At 48.8% G+C, this 20,290-nt stretch carries 14 protein-coding genes; 10 read left to right on the forward strand and 4 right to left on the reverse strand.

Translation table 11 applies throughout. The features are described from left to right. Positions 1-8: 8 nt before the first annotated feature. The 10 genes from NFR90_RS06875 to NFR90_RS06920 all read left to right on the forward strand — a co-directional run bounded on the left by NFR90_RS06875 (position 9) and on the right by NFR90_RS06920 (position 14,329). Positions 9-560 (forward strand): 4Fe-4S dicluster domain-containing protein, encoded by a 552-nt coding sequence (locus NFR90_RS06875; protein ID WP_251451695.1) that lies wholly within the window; start codon positions 9-11, stop codon positions 558-560. Next, the gene (locus tag NFR90_RS06880) at positions 557-1,141 is read left to right on the forward strand and encodes a TorD/DmsD family molecular chaperone (RefSeq protein ID WP_251451698.1); all 585 of its coding nucleotides are present in this window, start codon (positions 557-559) and stop codon (positions 1,139-1,141) included. Before NFR90_RS06875 ends, NFR90_RS06880 begins: the two co-directional genes overlap by 4 nt. A gap of 26 nt (positions 1,142-1,167) precedes the next feature. Further along, positions 1,168-2,133: a formate dehydrogenase subunit gamma gene (locus NFR90_RS06885; RefSeq protein ID WP_251451712.1), complete on the forward strand. Its 966-nt coding sequence runs from the start codon at positions 1,168-1,170 to the stop codon at positions 2,131-2,133. Positions 2,134-2,203: 70 nt separating this feature from the next. Next, entirely contained in the window at positions 2,204-2,902 is a 699-nt protein-coding gene (locus NFR90_RS06890; protein WP_251451714.1) for a 4Fe-4S dicluster domain-containing protein, read from the forward strand. A gap of 12 nt (positions 2,903-2,914) precedes the next feature. Next, positions 2,915-5,878, forward strand: a complete 2,964-nt coding sequence (locus tag NFR90_RS06895) for a molybdopterin-dependent oxidoreductase (protein ID WP_251451716.1) — start codon at positions 2,915-2,917, stop codon at positions 5,876-5,878. A 517-nt stretch (positions 5,879-6,395) separates the two neighbouring features. Beyond that, positions 6,396-9,464 (forward strand): hypothetical protein, encoded by a 3,069-nt coding sequence (locus NFR90_RS06900; RefSeq protein WP_251451718.1) that lies wholly within the window; start codon positions 6,396-6,398, stop codon positions 9,462-9,464. A gap of 394 nt (positions 9,465-9,858) precedes the next feature. Beyond that, positions 9,859-11,196 carry an argininosuccinate lyase gene (gene argH, locus NFR90_RS06905; protein ID WP_251451720.1) on the forward strand — a complete coding sequence of 446 codons (1,338 nt, stop codon included), beginning with the start codon at positions 9,859-9,861 and terminating at the stop codon, positions 11,194-11,196. 128 nt (positions 11,197-11,324) lie between these two features. Further along, positions 11,325-12,251: a DMT family transporter gene (locus NFR90_RS06910; RefSeq protein ID WP_251451722.1), complete on the forward strand. Its 927-nt coding sequence runs from the start codon at positions 11,325-11,327 to the stop codon at positions 12,249-12,251. Positions 12,252-12,262: 11 nt separating this feature from the next. Beyond that, the gene (locus NFR90_RS06915) at positions 12,263-13,588 is read left to right on the forward strand and encodes an anaerobic C4-dicarboxylate transporter family protein (protein ID WP_251451725.1); all 1,326 of its coding nucleotides are present in this window, start codon (positions 12,263-12,265) and stop codon (positions 13,586-13,588) included. Between the two features lie 78 nt (positions 13,589-13,666). After that, positions 13,667-14,329: a FadR/GntR family transcriptional regulator gene (locus NFR90_RS06920; RefSeq protein WP_251451728.1), complete on the forward strand. Its 663-nt coding sequence runs from the start codon at positions 13,667-13,669 to the stop codon at positions 14,327-14,329. A gap of 120 nt (positions 14,330-14,449) precedes the next feature. On the opposite strand, the gene NFR90_RS06925 is transcribed toward NFR90_RS06920, so the two are convergent. The 4 genes from NFR90_RS06925 to NFR90_RS06945 all read right to left on the reverse strand — a co-directional run bounded on the left by NFR90_RS06925 (position 14,450) and on the right by NFR90_RS06945 (position 20,257). Next, positions 14,450-16,345: a flavocytochrome c gene (locus tag NFR90_RS06925; protein WP_277612802.1), complete on the reverse strand. Its 1,896-nt coding sequence runs from the start codon at positions 16,343-16,345 to the stop codon at positions 14,450-14,452. A gap of 72 nt (positions 16,346-16,417) precedes the next feature. Next, the gene (locus NFR90_RS06935) at positions 16,418-17,827 is read right to left on the reverse strand and encodes an FAD-dependent oxidoreductase (RefSeq protein ID WP_251451731.1); all 1,410 of its coding nucleotides are present in this window, start codon (positions 17,825-17,827) and stop codon (positions 16,418-16,420) included. 2 nt (positions 17,828-17,829) lie between these two features. Then, a complete protein-coding gene (locus NFR90_RS06940; RefSeq protein ID WP_251451746.1) occupies positions 17,830-18,489 on the reverse strand; it encodes a response regulator transcription factor in 660 nt (219 codons plus the stop codon). After that, positions 18,482-20,257 carry a sensor histidine kinase gene (locus tag NFR90_RS06945; RefSeq protein ID WP_251451749.1) on the reverse strand — a complete coding sequence of 592 codons (1,776 nt, stop codon included), beginning with the start codon at positions 20,255-20,257 and terminating at the stop codon, positions 18,482-18,484. Before NFR90_RS06945 ends, NFR90_RS06940 begins: the two co-directional genes overlap by 8 nt. Positions 20,258-20,290: the final 33 nt, after the last annotated feature.

Here is a 20,290-nt window from a genome sequence, read left to right on the forward strand (position 1 = left end):
AGGACGAAATGAGTAATAAATTTCAAAAAGGTTTCATCTTCAGGCAGGAAAACTGTGTTGGGTGCGGCGGCTGTTCCGTTGCCTGTCAGATTCACAACGAGCTGCCCGAAGACGTTCGTTTCCGCAAAGTCGATCTTTACGAAGTGACCTCTCCCGACGGCAGAGTAAGGGACGTTTGGTACAGCCACGCATGCATGCACTGCTCCAATCCTACCTGTCTGGCTGTTTGCCCGGCAGCGGCTTTTACGCAGCGTCCTGACGGCATTGTGGTGCTTGACAGAAATAAATGCACATCGTGCGGTTTGTGCAGAACGGCATGCCCCTACGATGCAATTACGATCAGTAAGATCGACGGCAAAGCTGCTAAATGCAACCTCTGCGTGGAATTGCTGGATGCCGGATTAAATCCCGCTTGTGTGGACGGCTGCCCGGTCAAATGCCTGAAAGTAGGAAATGTGACACAGGTTCTGGCTCAGACCCAGTCGGCCTCCAAGAAGGGTATCGGATACGAAGACGGTCCGAATCGTCCGAATATGATCATCATCCGAGAAAGAAAATGAAATTAAACGGGCAAGAGAAGACGTTTGCGGTTTTCAAAGATTTGTTCCTGAATCCGGGGCTCCCTTCGACTTATGAAGAACTGCAGTCTTGGGCCATGGAGTTCGGCTATAAGGAACTTGCCGAGGAAGCAGAAAAGGCCGTTAAGCAGCCGGAAGAGGCTGAAGCTGAATTTAATCGGCTCTGTATCGGGCCTTATCGTCTGATCGTGATCCCTTACGAGTCGGCGTGGGTTACAGCCTCCAGAAAGCTGAACGGACCAATCGCTGAAGATGTGGCAAATTTTTATGCCGCAGCAGGTCTCTCAAGTGCTTCCGAGCTTAATGAATTTCCGGATTTTTTTGGAAATGAACTTGAATTTCTTTATTTCCTCTCTGCCCTTGAACAGGAATTGAGTCTCAAAGGCCGAGAAGAGAAACTGATTAAAGAAGTTCAGGGCTTGTCTGACTCTTTCCGAGCCGAACACTTTGACAAGTGGTACGAATCTTTCCTGAAGGCGATCTCTGAGAACACGAATCAGCAGTTCTGGAAGGAAGCGGTCTTGGCTTTGAATAAGGAGCTTCATCGCACCCAAGTGCGTTAACTCTTGCCTACGTTTGAGGAATTACCATGAATAAATTTTTACTTTCCTTTAGTGCTTGTTTCTCCTCCATGGCTTTTGCTAACGAGAAGGCAGTCCACCAGCCTGAATTTTGGTCTCCGGTTGTAGAGCATCAGATTCAGAGAGACATTCCCCAATACTTGGGCTATACGGATAATGCAGGCCTGCTGATGTCCTCCTATGACCCGAGCTCGGTTTCTTCCGGCTACCTTGGATTCCTGCAGTCGGCGGAGATGATCTCTAACTTAGTATTTGCCTCAGTGGTTGCTGTTGCAGTGCTGTTTGCAGTGTTTGTTTTGATTAACGGACGCGCAAAACTCTCTGACGGCTTCTCCGGCAAACTGATTCCGCGCTGGTCTGTCGGCGATGTCATCCTTCACTGGTGTGTCGCGATTCCCTGCATTGTTTTAATTCTGACTGGTTTTGTCATCGGGGCAGGAAAAGTGTGGCTCGCTCCCATGATGACTCAGGCTCATTTCCACAGCCTTGTCTATGCCAGTGTTGTGTTCCATAACATTTTTGCGATCCCCTTCATTATTGCTGCGGTGATTCTGATGGTGAAATGGAGCAAGCTGCAGATGCCTGAGAGCTGTGACGTTAAATGGTTTATGGCCTTAGGCGGCTACATTAACCTCGGTAAACCCAAACACCCGGATGCCGGCTTTGCAAACGCCGGAGAAAAAGCCTTCTTCTGGTGTTTCACACTGTTTGGTTTAGCGCTAGGTGCTACCGGTCTTCTGCTTTTGTTCCCGGAAATGTTCGGGACGCTGTCTAAAAACGGCGCACTCCTTGCGCTCATCATCCACATCGTTAGTGCCGTCGTGCTTGGCGTCTTCTCTGTCGTCCACATCTATATGGGTGCGGTCATGAGTGAAGGCGGCATGGAAAACATGCTGAGCGGCAAGTGTGACGAGAACTGGGCGAAACAGAACCATAACCTTTGGTACGCAAAGGTTCAGGACCAGACAAAGTAAGAAGTAAGACGTCTGCCGGGTTCTGCTGATGTTAGCGGAGCCCGGTTCGTAAAAATCAAGGATTAAAACGATGTTAGACAGAAGAACATTATTAAAACTCATTGCCTCCGGGACGGCTTTTTCAGCGGTTTCGTCTCAGGCGGTGCTTGCTGCTAAAACACCGGGCAAACGTTATGCCATGGTTTTTGATGTCCGCAAATGTACAGGCTGTCTTTCCTGTACGGTCAATTGCAGCATTGAAAATCAGACTCAGCCGGGACGCGAACGAACGGTTGTCACGCAGCTTTCGCTCACAAGTGATGAAGGCCCCGCCGTTATTGCGCTGCCGAATCAGTGCAATCAGTGTGAAGACCCTTCATGCGTCAAAGCTTGTCCCGTCAAGGCAACCTTTAAGCGTCCTGAGGACGGCATTGTAGTGATCGACTATGACCGCTGCATTCATTGCATGAACTGTGTTAAAGCCTGCCCATACGGTGCCAGAAAGGAGGACCCGGAACGTAAGAATCCTCCGGAAAAGTGCAACTTCTGCATTCACCGCTTAAATGAGGGTCTGCTTCCTGCCTGCGTAGAAAGCTGCATCGGCGGCGCACGATATTTCGGCGATTTAAATGACGAGAACAGCGTGGTCAGCCAATTAATTAAGAACAACAAAACCTATGTGCTTCTGGAGTCTGCGGGTACTCATCCGAATATCTTTTATATCGGTCTGCCGGAGAAATTTGAAGATAAGAAATGGTTATCGGCAGATTCAAAAGAATGGCAGCGTTAAGGGGATCTAAAAATGACAGGTAAAACGAATTATTTCGGCAATCATGCGACGACTGAATTGAAGGTAAATAAATCCGGCGTTGCGCTTCAGCCCGGAGTTCGCGTCGGCTTCACTCGCTGCTTTACATGCAACAACATGTGCGGTCTCCGCTATCGCGTTGACGAAGCTACGGACAAAATCACACGTGTGTCAGGCAATCCTTACTGCGAAGTCGTCACAGCTGGAGCCCCTCTGCCCCTTAAACTTTCTGTGGCCGAAGCTTACCAGGCGCTCGCTTTTGGCAGAGACGGCAAGATTTTTAGAGCGACTTCCTGCGGCAAGGGTGCAAGCGGCATTGACGCAGTCGACGATCCTTATCGCGTACTGAAAGTTCTGAAGAGGGCGGGTAAGCGCGGTGAAGATCGCTGGGTAACTATTCCTTATGAACAGGCCCTGGAAGAAATCATAGAAGGCGGTAATTTATTTGGAGAAGGTCCCGTAGAAGGTCTGCGCGCCATTCGCGACACCAAGACTCCTCTGGTTCCCGGGTTCCCTGAATTCGGCGTTAAAAGCAACCAGCTCTTTGCGACTTTTAATGAAGAAGACACGATGCGCGGAGGCTTCTACAGCCGCTTTATGCGTCAGGCATTCGGCACGGTGAATCTGACCACGAAGCACGGCTACTGTGGCGCTCCCGTCGGTGTCGGTTACGCAATGGGTCTCGCGCCTGAAATCGACGCAGGGATGTGTGATGTTGATTGGGATAATTTCGAATTCGCGATCTTTATCGGAACAGCGCCCGGCTGCTCCGGAGCCAGCATCAACCGTACCGGGAGCGGTTTGAGCAATGCCCGCGTGAACCGCAAAGCCAAGTATGTCTGTGTGGATCCGATCCTGCGCGGCAACGTTGTCAACAACACAAACGCTCAGTGGGTTCCGGTTAAGCCCGGCGAAGATACAGCATTCTTACTGGCAGTGATGCAAGTTATTCTGAATAAAGGAAGGGAAAATAAAAAATTCCTATCCAATCCGAACGAGGCTTCTGCCAAGAAGAATGGGGAAATTAATTGGTCTAATGCTTCTTATCTGGTCAATATAGAGACAAATCAGTTAGCCGATGCCGCTGATTTTGGTATCGGCGATAAAGGTGACGGTGTTGTTTATAGCGGAGGCAAACTTCTCGCTGCTTCCAAGGCAGGATCAGCCGATCTGTATGTTGATCGCCCGTTCAGTAATTCTGCATCCAAGACAATTCGTTATAAGTCGACCCTTCAGCTTTTGAAAGAAAAAGCTAATGAGCATTCCCTGAAGTATCTGTCCAACGTCTGCGGTGTACCGGTTGAAGTGATTGAGTCCGTCGCGAAAGAATTTACTTCGCACGGGACAAAAGTCGTTGCTGTTTCCAATACCGGCAATAATGGCTGGGACTCTGTGATGAGTTCCTGGCTCATTTGTCTGTTGAATACCCTTGCAGGGTCTCATGACAGAAAGGGTGGCGCGATTTACGGAAACGGTGCTTTCATGGGATTTGGCGGAAACTATGATCTTGAAAACGTTGAGGGTGCGGTTGAGCAGGAAGGCGTTGTCAGTGTTTGCCGAAATTATCGTTATGAAGATTCCACGGAATATGCTGAGCATGTGAAGAAAGGAGAAAATCCTTATCCGGCCAAGCACGTCTACCGACCGCTCGCGTCTGATTACACCGGCCTGAACGCTGCAGAAATGATTACGGCGATTGCCAATGAGGAACCGTATAAGGCAAAAGCACTGATCAATTGGCGCAGCAATCCTGTTTATAGTGCCGGTTCTCTGCCCTGTGAGGCGGAAACGGCTCTGAGAGACACGAGAAAACTGCCTTTGTTTATTGCAATTGACGCGTTTGTCACGGAGACGAACCGCAATGCTGACTATATTATTCCTGATCGAGTGATGTTTGAGGAATACGGTTGCGACAGGACTTGGGGAAATTTTGATCAGTGCGTGACAGCAGGAGTTCCGGTAGTTACGCCGCGGACGGCACTGACCTCAGACGGGCGTCATATCTGTATGGAAGAGTTTTTCTTTGACGTTGCTAAAAAGTTAAATCTTCCGGGATTTGGTGAAGGTGCTGTACCGGTCAAAGAAGGAGGGAAAGCCGCTCTGAAAGGATTTGATGACTGGTATGCCTATTACCTAAGCAACGTGGCATCTCAGTGCGGCTCGCTGCCGAAAGTAACCGATTCCGACAGAGAGCTTGCTGCGCTTCCGCGCGCTATGAAACCTCTACAGAATATTCTTTCAGCCAAGCAGTGTGAACAGGTTGAAGCGCTGCTTTCCCGTGGAGGTTATTACGAGAAGTCCGAAAAATATGACGGTGATTTCCTGGCAAACGGGGGCGGAAAATTCCTGCAGATCTTCAATCCGGCCATAGCCGCACAAAAACACTGCTACAGCGGAGAGAATTATCCGGGTATTCCTTGTTATGAACCGCCGAAGTTCTTTGACGGGTCCTTATGGGAAAAGCACTGGGACAAGAAACAGTATCCGCTGGTTTTGGCGACATATAAGCCGATCCTGAGATCTAACTATTCCGGCTTTTTTGATCACTGCAACCAAGTGTCTCCTCAGAATTTCGTTTATATGAATGGGAATACTGCGAAACAATTTGGTCTGAAGGATAAAGAGCGAGTCATTCTGACAAGCCCGGACGGAATTACTGCTGAAGGCGTTTTGGCTTGTGACGACGGAGTCGCAGAGAAGGCGGTTTGTGTTGCGCATGCTTATGGACACTGGGCCGGAGGCGCGGAAGTTAGAGAAGTTGACGGGAAATCACTGCCGGTTTCGAGAAGAAGAGGTGGCGGAATTGCGATCAATCGACTGATACCGATTGATCCCACTCGTCCGGGAGCTGTAAAAATGCTCAATGATTACTACGCTGCAGCCAACTGTCGCTCAGGCATTCCCATCAAAGTGGAACCGTATAGAGAGTTAAATCCGACCGGCTGCCCTGTCATGTAGCCCAGAGAACCTCAGAGGATCGCAGTCTCTTTTTCTTGGGGTGTTGAGTGCGGTAAATCCTCTGAGGTTTCGAAGTTAACTTGGTTCGGTTTTTATAGAAAAAAAGCAGTTGATTTTGGAGCCTTCGGGCTCCTTTGTTTTTGGAACTGAAGAAGAATGAGTGCTTAGGTGTCCTTTCTGCGCGAAAGTTGAATCGAAAAATTCGGAGGACTCATTACCAATTTGAATGGTTTTGAGTGTGTGCAGCTCCGGTGCCGAGCTCCGACGCCCAGGCTACTTAGCTGTAGGTCTTCCTTTGCGATGCATGCAGATACCTTCTTTGAAGGCGCTTCATACGCCATTTAGGATTCAAAAATGTTATCAACTGATCGTTAAATCAATGTTGGATTTAACTCCGGTACGTAAATACCCCACGTTCTTGGGAAAAGTGTTACCGAGTAGGTAATTTCCACCTAACGCGAATAAATAACCTCCCGTATTATTAAAGGTTTTCAAAAGTTCCCGGAAAGAATCAGACGTGAGAGAAACTTTAAACTTCGATAAAAAAGACAGAGAACTGCTCAGACGCATCAACGAGGTGATTGACCACGGCCCCGCGACATCCGAAGAGCAGGAGGCCTTTAATACCAGTCTGCATCCGCACGGTATCCAGAATATGGTCACCACCCATGAAGTTCGCATGGCAATGGCGGTCATTAACCTTCTGCAGAGACTGAACAGCATCGAAGGAATGAATGAGCGCCTGTCTGCGCTAAAAACACTTCATGAAGAAGTGCTTTACAGCGCTCAGACGCCCTTTAAGTTCAATACCGCCCGCGTGCTGATTCAAATCATGAAAGACATTGTCCGCTCTCGCGGTAATGAAGAAGAGCAGCTTCGTCTGATTCACGACTTCCAAAAGGTTGCCGCAGGCAACCCTCGTATCGTCCGTTCCTTTCTCACGAAATACTATCTTCTGGAAATGCCGGAGGAGTGGAATCAGAAGACCATGGATGACCATGTTCATGATTCAAATACCATGGGCCGCAAGAACCCGACTTACCTGGTGATGGATGCTCGTGTAAAGGGCATCCGACGCCTGTCTGTCGTGTACTACAACTATGTAGATCCGCACGCCGTTTACGAGTTGTTTGAGGCGGCGCGCATCATGGAAATTTCCGTCCGCTTAGGCATTAAATACAAAGCCAAGTTTGACGATCGATATGTAGAGATTCTCTGGACGCCCAGAGGGTTTACCGATACGAAGAGCGTGATGGACTTCCTGCAGGAGCCGGATGTTGTTCGTTTAATGGCTCAGGGCCGTAAGGTCGAACTTTGGGCACGTGAGCGAGTCCTTGAGACGCTTGCTGCCTTTAACGAGAAGCACGCCCGGGCAATCGAAAAAGAATACGGCCTGAAACTGCCGAAACTTTCTGAAGAGCAGTTCAGAGCATTCATCGGAACCGGACAAACCTCCTTAGTTCGTCTGGCAGAATTTACGCATAAGTCCATTCTTCCGGCCCTTGAAGCGAGAGCGGAAGAAATCCGAGAGGCACTAGGTGCCGCAGCCGAAAACGAAAAAGCCGATTTGAACGCTTCCTTGGCAAAGCTTGATGAGCTCACGTCCGCGCATCTGTATCAGAACTATCTGAGACCAAGCCGCAACCCTGAGATTAAGTCGCTCAGCCTTCCTCAGGATGACGACCGTCCGGAGCTTCTGAATATTGACATCGCTTCTTTGCTTTCCATGCTCAAGTCTGTGCGTGCGAATTCCCGCGCCACTTTGCTGACAAGCCGGCTGAGCGCCGTTGATGTGCTGGAACTTCTGTGGGATACCGAAGGCGCGATTTCGCACTTGGAAGTCTTCAACATGAAGGAGTGGAAGCTAGGGTCACAGGAGAACATTCAGGAGATCAACGATCTGCAGCACGCGATCAATGAAAGAAACGTCATCAAGCTTAAACGTCTGATTTCTTCGATGCTCGCGCTTCCTGAGGTGCAGGAGCATCCGCAGAAGAAGGCGGTCTTTACCGAGATTCTGGAAAACATTCCTCTGCTCCTGAGTTTCTATCGCCGACAGCCCCTTGGAAGTCGGTTCGGTACGGACTCTACGACGCTTTTGGGTTCGCATTTCGGCATGGGGCTTGCCGTGCCGGAAACGCTTCCTGCGAGCGCGCAGAAAATGATCGGGAAAAAATCCCGATTCAGCCCGTTCAGCCTGCCGCTTAAAGTGCCGGTTAAATGCGTGGACGTGTACTCGGAAAACGAACATTCGCCCGGCTGGATTAAATGGCTCAAGGAAAAGACCGGATGCTCCAAACTCGGCAGAAAACACGAACGAGTCTGGGAAGCCGGCTACGCGCATGCCGCTCTCACTGATAAAGGAAACATCATTACGTTGGGCGGTGAGACGCCTGCGGATTCCAACGGTTTTGTTCATAAGCAGAGCGAAGAAAAAAACGGTAAGAAACAGGGCTTTGCGTACACCAATACCACGCTTTTAAACATCCTGAAGGTTTCCATCGGTTTTGTTCCGGCATTCTTTACGTTCATGATGACGCAGAACTGGTGGGTGCTTGCTTGGTTCGGCGCGCTGATTTGGTTCAGTATCACCGGTGTCCGCAACATTATTCAGGCGCTGATCGCGGCAGGCGGATTCCGTCAGGGCATGCGCATTAACTGGACTCAGGTTGTGAACTGGTCCCGCGTGAGTGATTCGCTCATGTACACGGGCATGTCGGTCGTGCTGCTGGAAGGTTTTACGCGCAACATCCTGCTCGGTCATTGGCTCGGCATCACTGTAGATAAAGCGCCGCTTCTGGTGTTCTCGATCATCGCGCTTGCGAACGGCTTGTATATCTCTTCGCACAATATCTTCCGAGGCTTCCCGAAGACCGCGGTCGTTGGAAATCTCTTCCGAAGTGTGCTCGCGATTCCGGTGGCGATGGTCTACAACTTTGTACTGGCAATGATCATTCCGATTCTGACAGGCGGTCCCGCGGCTGCGGTTCTGGTGCCTGCTGCCGCGATTGTTTCCAAGTTCGCTTCGGATACCGTTGCGGGCGTGATTGAAAGTATCGCGGATCGTCAGAACAACTATCGTCTGCGTACCTCGGACTTTAAGATGGGCGTCAAAGGCCTGTTTGACTGCTTCACTAAGCTTGAACTTGAGTTTCCGAAGAACGACATCCTCTCGCTTCTTTCTAATCCGTCCGAATTCATCAACATGATTTCGATGAAGTCGAAGGCGATGGAGATTCAGTGCATTGTGATTTCGCTTGATCTGATGTACATCTGGTACTACCAGCCCTGCGCAAGATATGCCTTCATGTCCGAGCTTCGCAAGATGAGTGCGGAAGAAAGACTGGTGTTTGTACGCTTCCAGCAGACGCTGTCTCAGTACCAGGAGGTATCACGTCTCTTCCTTGACGGAATGCTCGGACAGAGATTCTCCAAGGCGCTTTCTTTCTACTTGGAAAACTACAAGGATTACCTGCAGGCCATTGAGGAGATCCGAGTTAAGGCCGATGGCGGCGATATTGTTCAGGTTTCTCAAAAACAGGAGAAATTAGCCGAACAAGGCTTAAAGCAGCAGGAGCTTGCTTAATAAACTGTTCTTTATCAGGAGGCCGTCAATTTGACGGCCTTCTGTCTATTTGGAGGGAATCAGAGCCGAGTGTGTCAGCTAATCAAAGTGGACTTCAGAGCACAAGATTTGTTCGGTTTGCGGTTGGATTTCAGAAAAATTTAATTGCCATGCAACTTAAAAACGATATTTATTAGCGAAAGGAAATAAGATTTATAAAATATATCGATATATTCTTATTAATTTAAATATATTTAAAAATAAATAAAACAAATAGTTAATAAAGATTAGCTCATCGTATATGCTTGGTTTTGATACAGGGAATTCATAGATTTATCGATATAAAAATATTTCTAAACTTACAAATAGGTTATGTAGTTGTTAGCAGTCAAATCTTCTTGTAGGAGAAATATTTATGTCAAGCAAAATGTGGGGCGGTCGTTTTTCTGAAGTACCGTCTAAATTTGTTGAAGAATTCGGTGCAGTCATCAAAGTAGAAACTCGTCTCTGCCCGTACGATATCCAAGGCAGCATGGCGCATGTAACGATGCTTGGCGAAACCGGTATTCTGAAGGCAGAAGATGTCGAGCTGATTAAAAAAGGTCTCGCAGAAGTCGGCAAAGAAATTGAAGCAGGCAAGTTTGTCTTTAACGCCGAAGACGAAGACATTCACATGGCAATTGAAAAGCGCCTCACCGAAATTATCGGACCCGCAGGCGGTCGTCTTCATACCGGAAGAAGCCGTAACGATCAGTGCTGCGTGGACAGCTATCTCTACTTCCGCGACGCTGCGAAAGAATGCCAGAAGCTGATCGTCGAAATCCAGAAATCCCTTTTTGAACAGGCAGAGAAGAATTTCGGCACCATCATGCCGGGCTTCACACACCTTCAGGTTGCTCAGCCCGTACTTGCCGCACATTGGATGATGGCTTATTTCTGGATGCTCAAACGCGACTACGACAGACTGCAGAGCTTCCTCGACCGTCTTGTTGAGTGCCCATTGGGTGCCGCTGCTTTAGCGGGAACGGACTTCCCGATCGATCGTTGGTCGACTGCCAAACAGCTCGGATTCAAGAAGCCGACAGAAAACAGTATCGATACTGTTGCTGACCGCGACTACTGCATTGAGTTCGCCTCTATCGCCGCAATGAGCTACATGCACTTATCCCGCCTTTGCGAAGAAATCATTATCTTCGCGAGCCAGGAATATAAGTTTGTCGAACTCTCCGATGACTTCACAACCGGCTCCTCCATCATGCCGCAGAAGAAGAACTGTGACTTTGCGGAACTGATTAAAGGCCGTACCGGCCGTATGTATGGCTACCTCCAGGCCATGTTGACCATGATGAAAGGTATCCCGCTTGCATACGACAAGGATATGCAGGAAGACAAGTTCCTTTCTTACGAGACGATTGACCTTTGGCAGAACACTATGAAAGTTATGGCTCCGATGGTCCGCAAGATGCGAATCAACGCTAAACGTACATATCAGGCTGCTGCGCACGGCTTCTCAACCGCGACTGACATGGCCGACTACCTTGTTAAGAAAGGCATGCCGTTCAGAGATGCGCATCGCGTAGTGGGCCAGACCGTTCGCTACTGCGTTGAAAAAGATAAGACTCTGGAAGAACTCACGCTTGAAGAATTCAAAGCTCAGTCCGATCTGTTTGAAGAAGACATCTTTGAAGATATCTCTCTTGAACACTCCGTAGGTGCCAGAAAGTCCTACGGGGCACCTCTCCTGAGGCTGTAAAAGTTCAGATGCAGAACGCTGAGAAATTCCTCGACGACGCACATCAGAAGCTTCTCTAAACCTCGCAAATCAGGGCGCGGGTTTGTCTCGCGCCATCGGATTACCGGCAAAAAACTCTTCACAAAACTATGAGAGACATTATTGAAAAACAAGGCATGCGCAGCTGCTTAGGCATGGGAATATTGTTCTCCATACTAAGTGCGGTGACATACGGCCTCAATCCGATTTTTGCGAAACTCGGTTATGCGGCGCAGCTTTCCGGAATAGAGATTCTGCAGTCGAGATTTTTGTTTGCTGTCATGACTCTCGCTATTGCCGGACCGTTTTTGGAAGACGGTTTTTATCGCTTCTCCAAATCGCTGCTGATTAAATCGCTCTTTATCGGCTTAATCGTCCTTTTGCCGCTGAATCTTCTCTATGTGTATGCGCTGAAAGATATTCCGGCGTCAATGATGAGTCTGATCACTTACGTTTATCCGGTGATCATTCTTCTTGTTAACGGAACCGTCTTTCACAAGAAAATACAGTCGAGCCAGATTGTTTCAGTCGCACTGATCGTCTTGGCGTGCGTGTGTATCTTTTCTGACGCGCTGCGTTCCAGAATCACTCTTACGGCTTTAGCTATCGGATTTTTATCCACGTTCATGTATGCCGCATACCTTCTTTCGCTTCAGCAGCTCGCGGAGAACGTGTCGGCTTACAAGATTACTTTCTTAACCCTTCTTTTTGCCAGTCTCGGACTTTGTTTCTTCCACAATCCTGTTTCTGTTCTCAGTCTTAATGCAGAACAGCTTGGCGTTACCTTCGGCTACGGCGTGGTTTCGACAGTACTGTCCACCATATTCGTATCCAAAGCGATCCAAATGCTCGGCGCGACGCAGGCAGGAATCTTCTGCTCATTTGAACCGGTATTCACCATCTGCTTTGCCAGTCTTCTCCTCGGTGAACATATTCCGGCATTCCGCTGGGCAGGCATGGTTCTTTTGGTCGTTGCGATCATTGCGCCCAACAGAGACAAGATTACTGAAGTTCTGAGACCTAAAACCCTTCAATAAGGAGAATCATGATGGACATGATGTTTTGGATGGAACTGATCGTCGTCATTGTCGCTATCTTTATAGGCGCCAAATGGGGCGGTGCAGGGCTAGGCGCAGCAGGCGGTATCGGCCTAGCTGTCCTGGTCTTTGTATTTGATATGAAACCCGGAGCGCCGCCTGTGAGCGTGCTGCTCATCATCACTGCCGTGATCACCTGCGCGTCTATTCTGCAGGGCTCCGGCGGTTTGGATTTCCTGGTTAGTATCGCGGAAAAGCTGCTGCGGAGAAATCCAAAGAACATTACTTTCATGGGCCCGCTGGTTTGCTACCTCTTCACGCTCTTCTGCGGTACCGCTTATGTTGCTTTCTCGGTGTATCCCGTCATTGCCGAAGTTGCGATCGGTGCAAGAGTCCGCCCAGAGCGTCCGCTGACGATGTCCGTGATAGGAGCTCAGTCGGGTATTACCGGTTCTCCGATGTCTGCTGCGACCGGCGCTATGATTGCTCTTCTCGCGGTTAAAGGAGTGACACCGCTGCAGATTTTCGCGGTATCGATCCCTGCCTGTCTGATCGGTGTTCTGATCGGCTGCGCTTTCATGTTCAAGAAGGGCTATGAGCTTGCCGACGATCCCGAATTCCAGAGACGCGTGATGAGCGGCGAGTTCCAGGACAAGCCGGTCAGCACTGACATGCGCAGCTATTCTTCCAAGGCCAAGAGAGGTGTTGCGGTTTTTGCGCTTGGCATTTTGGCAGTTGTCTTCTTCGGCTCTTTCCCAAGTCTTCTTCCTTCATGGGAAACCGCAGGCAAGGTGACACGTCTTTCTATTCCGAATATGGTTCAGATCGTGATGCTCTGCTGCGCCGGCCTCATCATGGTGATTGCCAATGTTGAACCGAAGAAGCTTGCTGACGGCTCTGTCTTCCGTTCCGGTTTAATCGGCATGGTCGCGGTTTACGGTGTGTCCTGGCTGACAGCGACTTTCTTTAATTTCTATAAACCGATGTTTGTTTCCGAGTTCGGAAACATGATTGCGGGTGCTCCGATTCTCTTTGCAGTTGCGCTGTTCATTCTCTCCGGCGTGCTCTTTTCTCAGGGTGCGACGGTTACCGCTCTGGTTCCGATGGGTATCGGTTTAGGCATTGCTCCGTCTGACTTAGTTTGGATGTTCCCTGCGGTCAGCGGCTACTTTGTTATTCCTGCGGGCGGCGCGATCATCGGCTGCGTTGCCTTTGACAGAACCGGAACGACAAGAATCGGCAAATTCGTCTTTAATCATAGCTACATGCTGCCCGGTATTGTGACGACGCTCAGTCAGCTAGTCATTGGTTATGTGATTGCTCAGTTTGTTTTCTAAGACGGTCACTTAATCTTTCGAAGCCGAGGCAGGATCCTCGGCTTTGCAATTAGAATGGTCTGATAACAGGAGTAAATGATGCCGCTGTCTCCAAAATCAGAAGAATTTCTCAAGGTCGAGCGTTATATTTTTAGAACACATCCTCAGCCCGGCGACAAAGTCGCCGGAGAAGATGAACTGATCGCTAATCTTCATTTGACGCGCTATAAAGTGCGTCAGGCCTTGGATCTTCTGGTACAGATGGGTGTGGTTGAGCGTCAGAAGAAGCGTGGAACCATCATTAAAAGGCTCGCGACAAATGACATGACGTATAACATTCTGGAGCAATTGAAGCTTGCAGGATTTGATGAAGAAGAATTTAACGAGGCGCGGCTGATGATTGAGCTTGCAGTCATTCCTTTTGTGATTCAGCGGCTTACTCCTGCGATTCAGGCCCAGATGAGACAGCTTGCTCAGAACATACGGCTTTACTCGGAAGATCCGCTAAAGGCCGATGCGTTTCTCATGGAATTTCATCTGCTCATGCTGCACAGCTGCGGCAATCGAGTGATGGAAGTGTTTGCCGGTGTTGTGCGGACCTATTTCAAATCAACCAAGCATCTGATCAAAGAGAAGCCGAAGGAATTTTTTGAAAAACGGGCGGATCTCTGCGAGAAGCTTCTCGCAAGTTTAAAAAATAAGGAGTTAAATTCTGCCGCTTTGATCCTGACGGAGATGATTGAAGTAAAAGACGGGCAGTGAGTAATAGCAGCTGAACCGCAGTGCTTTAGCTTTGTTTCTCTCGTCAAGGAAATGCCGTCAGTGTGCAAGAGGAAGGCCGCCAAATAGCGGCTTTCCCCGATGAGCTGCTAAAAATCAGCTTTATTTATTCTGGCTGGCAGAGATACCTGCGATGTTGCCAAATGTCAGAGCGTCAGCGATAGCATTTCCGCCGATGCGGTTCTTGCCGTGCAGACCTCCGGTGACTTCACCTGCGGCGTAAAGGCCTGGAATCGGTTTCCCGTTTGCATCCAGAACTTGAGCGTTCGTGTTAATCGCGACGCCTCCCATGGTGTGGTGTACGGACGGTTTGCGGGGTTCCGCATAGTACGGACCTTCATACATCGGAATCGTCGGAGAGCACGACGGACGATTGAATTCCGTATCTTTTCTTTCGCCGCGGCAGAAGCTGTTGAATTCATCAAAGGTCTTTTTCAGGACCTTAGGATCGATGTTTGTCTTCTTCGCGAGCTCTTCGACAGTTTCACCTCTGACCAGTTTGCCGGCTTTGATGAGGCTGTCTACGGACAGTCCGTGAACAGTAAGGCCGTCTTTCACCCGAGCGTTTTTAACCGTGCACATTCTCCAGAATGTCCCGCCGGGCTGCTGAATCGCAGCTTTCGAAAGGACGTCTCGACGTTCCATTTCGTTGACAAATCGTTTGCCTTCGTTGTTAACGTAAAGTGCTGTACCTTCACAGGTTGCGATCGTCTGACCGGTGGTTGGATCAGTAACCGGAAGCAGCTGGATATAACCCATGCCGACTAACTTGGCACCGGCTTTCTCTGCCATCGGAATGCCGTCACCGGTAATCGCGCGGCTGTTAGTTGTACCGATGCGCTTGTCAAGCTTGCCGTCCCAAAGCTGGTCGTATTTCATGCGCATTTCGATATTCGCTCCGAAACCGCCTGTTGCTAAAACAACACCTTTCTTAGCAAGGACCTCGACGTTTTTGCCTTGACCATCTTTAGCCTTAACACCGACGACTCGACCGTTATCTTTGATCAGCTCGTTAGCACGAGTCATGTAGTAGACCTTAACGGGGAGTTTTTCTTTATCTATCGTATCTCGGTAGGTATTGAGATAGCCTAAGCCGCTGTGATAGTTCGCAGCGTCATGGCTTCTAGGCCAGAGAGCGCCGACGTACTGGCTGGTATACGGGTGCCACTCAAGGCCCATTTTCGAAAGACGAACAACCGTTTCGGGGGCGTGTTTCGTCATTTCATAGATCAGATCAAGATCGGCTTCATAATCACCGTCTTTCCAAGTCTGAAGAGCATGGAATTCGGGACTGTCAAAAAGAACCCCCGGGTGAGCTTTAATCCAAGCGTTGTAGTCAGCGGATATTTTGGTCTGAAGTTGTTTGTGAAGTTCGCTTCTAGGCTTATCTTTTAGGACATCCTCTACGAGTTTCATCTGTCCTTCAGACATCTTCTGCTTGCTTTCAAGCGCTTCATCGGCAGCGTTCAGAGCACCTCCGGCGAGAATGGTATTACCACCGAGGAACGGCATTTTCTCAAGAACAATGACATTGGCTCCTTTGCGCGCTGCGGCAACAGCTGCAGACATACCGGCCCCGCCGCCGCCAACGATGACAACGTCAGCTTCAGATTTAGCAGGAACTGATACGGCGTATTTAACTGCCTCGCCTTTGCGGAATTGTGCAGGATCAAGACCGGCTTTCTTAAGTGCGTCGGAAACAGCACTTAGAATACCCATAGATGTGAAAGTTGCGCCGGATACGCGGTCAACTTTCAGTGTCTGATGATCAACGATGGCTTTAGGAATAAAAGCTTTAGGAAGATCGGAAACGCCGGGAGATTCAAAGTTTTTAAGGATTTTGACGTCCTTGATATGACCCTTTTCAACAGTGACAGCGACGTGAATTGCATCGTTGTGGCCCTGAGCCTCTCCTTCAAATGTTCCGTCTGCAGCTGAAGCAGTAAATCCGAATATGAACAGTAATGCCGCGGCTGTGGGAGTAAGCAGTCTTTTCATTTTTTCTCCAAGAATTGAGTGTTGACAGAACGATTATTCTCAAAACTCAGGACGTAAACTATATACAAAAGTTTATGGTGAGGATGCGGTTTTCCCTGATTTTCGGCCGAAGACGAGTGCATCCGTCAATCCGTTTCCGCTGAGTCTGGATTGGCCGTGAACGCCTCCGGTGATTTCTCCGGCTGCATAAAGTCCGTGGATAGGCTCGCCTTGCTTGTCGAGCACCTGTGCACGGTTATTGATGCGAAGACCGCCTACCGTATAGCAAACGTTCATGACTGCGAATGCGGCCCAGTAAGGAGCCGTGCGAAGTTCGTGCAGGAGTTGTCCTTTTGCTTTGCCAAGAGGATCAAACTTTTGTCTGACGAAGCCGTTGTATTCATCAATCGTCTTTTTTAATTCGTGGGCAGAGATATTAAGCTGTTTGGCTAGGTTTTCAAGGGTCAGCGAGCAGACGATATCACCGGTCTCGACGGCCCGAATACTGTCTCTCTGAATAGTAGGGCTGTAGCTCCTAAAGTTGTCATCATCTGTAATTAGAAACGCTTCTTTTTCAGGAAGGGAGAGGATCTTGTCTTGTATTTCAGTCATTCCGGCATCTTCTCTGATGAAGCGTTTGCCTCGGTGATCGACAAGAATGTAGCGGGCATTGTCACCGTGCAGGCGTCCTCTGAATTGACCGCCTCGCCGGGTCCCGACCATGCAGAAAACTTTGTCCATGAGCGTCACGGCGGCGCCGATGTCCTGTGCCGCTTCAATCATCTTTCCGTCTGCGCTTTTGAGGCTTATGGACGGCAGATCAGCAAATTCAGAAGCGTACTGACGGATCATTTTCTCATTGGAGGCAAAACCGCCTGAAGCAAGGATGACTGATTTTGATGCCGAAATTTCAGTGAGTTTTCTTTCAATGAGTGCCTGAACACCGCAGATTGAGCCTTTGCGAGTAATGAGCTTGATAACATCCGCGGCAGTGATGATTTCGACACCGAGCTGCCGAGCGTACAAGCTCAGTGTTCGAATGTATCCGTCGCCCTCATATCCTGACGGTCGTGCCGAGCGAGGCCTGCTGTTTCCGAAACTGGCAACAGAACTTTTGACGAAGTTCATCCCAAGGCTCTTCAGCCAAAGCATGACTTCGTACGATTCAAAAGCGAGAACTTTAGCAAGTGCCGGATCAGCAGAAGACCCGCCTTCCTCGATAATATCAAGATAGAAATTCTGTGGGCTGTCTGTTTTGTCTTCCGGACTGACGAAGTTGAAGTAGCCGCCTCCGATCCATGTGTTGCCTCCGATCTCTTTGTTCTTCTCTAATACAAGAACTTTTGCTCCGTTTTCAGCAGCGGTACAGGCTGCGGCAAGGCCGGCTGCACCGGCTCCAATGACGATAACGTCAGGAGCGCGAAATGACGCTTTAGCCCAAGTGCCTAAGCAGGACTGAGTAAAAAGAAGGGCAGGAAAAAAGAGAGTTTGCCGGCGACGCATGTTTATTTCAAAATGAGTGTCTTAGTGAAGAATTTCGGGTCGTACTTATCATTATCAAGGACGCCCGCAGCGTCAAATAGAGCCTTCAGCTCAAGCGCGTTTTTTACGTTCAGTTTGTGGCATAAATTACTTCGATAAATTTTGACGGACTGCTCGGCAAGATCAAGCTCCGCGGCAATTTCTTTATTGCTGAGTCCGGAAATAACAAGATGCGCGACAGACATTTCCCGAGCCGTCAATCCTTCAATCAAGTTACTGCAGTGCTGCTTAGATGCTTTCTCCTCCCAATCTCTGACGCAGTAGTCTGAAAGTTTTTTTACGGTCTCAAGCAGTATTTCAGGTTTAATCGGTTTCTTCAGAAAGTCAAAGGCTCCTTCTTTGAATGCGAGTACCGCGGAATCGACATCGGCGTGTCCTGTTACGAAGACAATCGGAAGGGCTGCGCCTTTGCGCTTAAGTTCCAACATCACTTCAAGGCCGGTTAGTTTCGGCATGCGCAAATCCAGTATGACGCACCCCGGACGTTCAAAATCGTCATGCTCTAAAAATTCCAGACCATCCTCATAGCAAACGGTATTCCAGCCGTTCAGTCTGAGAAGAAAACTTCGAGAATCCCGTACTTCTTTTTCATCGTCCACAATGCGTATGATCGGGTCAAGCATTTATATTTCCTTTAACCGTTGGTAGGAAGACTTTGACAATTAGTCCGTTTTCCGCAGTCTTTTCAAATTCCAAATGACCGCCGTGAGATTCTGCGATTTGGCGGCAAATGGACAGCCCAAGACCGGTGCCTTGAGGCTTTCTTGTAAAGAGAGGCAAAGTTAATTTTGGCAGGTCGCTTTCCTGCAGGCCGCGTCCCCGATCGGAAATTCGGATTTCCGCCTTTCCATCGGGAGTCTGCCGGAGCATGACTGAGATGACCTTTTCTTCCTCTGACTCCATAGCTTCCTTCGCATTTCTGAAAAGGTTTGAAAAGAGCAGTTTAAGTTCAAGCGGCTCAGCCTCGACAAGGATTTCCTTATTGCCCAGATCCGGCTCAAACTTGATGTCCGTACCGTAATCCGCGTGCTGAAACTCATTAATTGTAGTTTTTAGCGTCTGAGTGAGGGACAGGACAATTTTTTCGCTTTCTTTCTTTTTTGCGTAGCTTCTGACTTTATCAATGATCGCAGCGACGCGGGCCGCAGAGTCAGCCACTCGGTTTGAAATTTCCGAAGCTGTTTTATCCTCCCGGTAATTGTTTTCAACGTACTTGCTGAGGCAGGCAGAGTAATTGATGATTGCTTCCAAGGGCTGATTCACTTCATGCGCAACGATAGAGGAGAGCTGAGAGATGATGCCTGAGCGCTCGGCTCGGTTAAGCTTGTCCCGGACTGCAGAAGCTTCTTTCTGGAGCTGAACTTTCTTTTGGATCTCAGTTCGAAGCTGTTCTGTTCGAATGCGAACAAGCTGTTCTGTTCTGAGGTAGTGAATAATGAACAGAATGATCAAAACGATTGCAGCATACACAAAGTTCTTGTATTCGTCCCACACCGATTCAAGCGTCGGGTTGTAAAACGGTTTTATTTTTAGCTTGCGAAATAGGCTTTCAATGTCTTGATAATTATTAGCAATGCTCCAGCTGTAGGCGTCGCGGCTAGGCGGCATGCTCAGAAGTGAAGAGGCTAGAAGCTTTGCTTTATTAGGATCGGTGTGAGCAAACGCGCCGACAACAATGCCCGGATAGAGATCAGTGCTGTGCAGACACTTTAAAGATGCCGATTTTCTTGGCCCAATGACTTTGAAATCTTTAGAAGAAAAACTTTCATTTTTAAGAAGGTCTTCCACCTCGCAGGCACTAAGGATCCCGATATCAACGTCTCCATTTGCGACTCGTGCAATTACATCAGGGAACTCGTGATTGGTGAAGACAGTGTGTTTTTCAATTTCTTTTATGTCTGAGTAGAGTCTTACGAGTTCATTGAGCGCTAGATACCAGTCAAAACCTTCATCCGAGTAAGCCGCTATTTTTTTGCCTTTCAAATCAGCTAAAGTGCGGATGTCATTCCTATCAGAACGACTGATGAAAGCGGCTCCTACGGATTCTCTGGGAATCGTAGCCCTGGGGTGTGTTCGGGTCGCTATCGCGCGCGCCTTTTCGATTCTCTCCAAGTATGCAGCCATTCCGGCAGATGTCATGAAAAAATCAAGTTCGTTGTTTTCAGCTGCCAGAACCATTGAGTCATAATCTTTGAATTCTCGGGTCTTAAATATCAGATCTGGATGCTTAGAGCGAAGATTTAACAGCGTCGGGCCAAAAGTATGAATGTAGAACGACGTATCGAGAGTTCGAACGGTTCCAATCGTAATAGTGTTGTTGTTAGACGCATGAGCCAGCCCTGCAAATAGAGGGACCGATATCATGAGAATAAGGCGCACATAAATCTTCATAGGTGCATATTAGCGAGAATACGCTAAAGAGCA

This window comes from Parasutterella muris, from assembly GCF_943193095.1.
Classification (GTDB): Bacteria; Pseudomonadota; Gammaproteobacteria; order Burkholderiales; family Burkholderiaceae_F; genus Parasutterella; species Parasutterella muris.

Coding starts and splice junctions, on each gene's coding strand:
- NFR90_RS06910 (WP_251451722.1), top strand. CDS start 11,325: ATGAGAGACATTATTGAAAAACAAGGCATGCGCAGCTGCTTAGGCATG.
- NFR90_RS06885 (WP_251451712.1), top strand. CDS start 1,168: ATGAATAAATTTTTACTTTCCTTTAGTGCTTGTTTCTCCTCCATGGCT.
- NFR90_RS06920 (WP_251451728.1), top strand. CDS start 13,667: ATGCCGCTGTCTCCAAAATCAGAAGAATTTCTCAAGGTCGAGCGTTAT.
- NFR90_RS06915 (WP_251451725.1), top strand. CDS start 12,263: ATGGACATGATGTTTTGGATGGAACTGATCGTCGTCATTGTCGCTATC.
- NFR90_RS06940 (WP_251451746.1), bottom strand. CDS start 18,489: ATGCTTGACCCGATCATACGCATTGTGGACGATGAAAAAGAAGTACGG.
- NFR90_RS06895 (WP_251451716.1), top strand. CDS start 2,915: ATGACAGGTAAAACGAATTATTTCGGCAATCATGCGACGACTGAATTG.
- NFR90_RS06890 (WP_251451714.1), top strand. CDS start 2,204: ATGTTAGACAGAAGAACATTATTAAAACTCATTGCCTCCGGGACGGCT.
- NFR90_RS06945 (WP_251451749.1), bottom strand. CDS start 20,257: ATGAAGATTTATGTGCGCCTTATTCTCATGATATCGGTCCCTCTATTT.
- argH (WP_251451720.1), top strand. CDS start 9,859: ATGTCAAGCAAAATGTGGGGCGGTCGTTTTTCTGAAGTACCGTCTAAA.
- NFR90_RS06925 (WP_277612802.1), bottom strand. CDS start 16,345: ATGAAAAGACTGCTTACTCCCACAGCCGCGGCATTACTGTTCATATTC.
- NFR90_RS06875 (WP_251451695.1), top strand. CDS start 9: ATGAGTAATAAATTTCAAAAAGGTTTCATCTTCAGGCAGGAAAACTGT.
- NFR90_RS06935 (WP_251451731.1), bottom strand. CDS start 17,827: ATGCGTCGCCGGCAAACTCTCTTTTTTCCTGCCCTTCTTTTTACTCAG.
- NFR90_RS06880 (WP_251451698.1), top strand. CDS start 557: ATGAAATTAAACGGGCAAGAGAAGACGTTTGCGGTTTTCAAAGATTTG.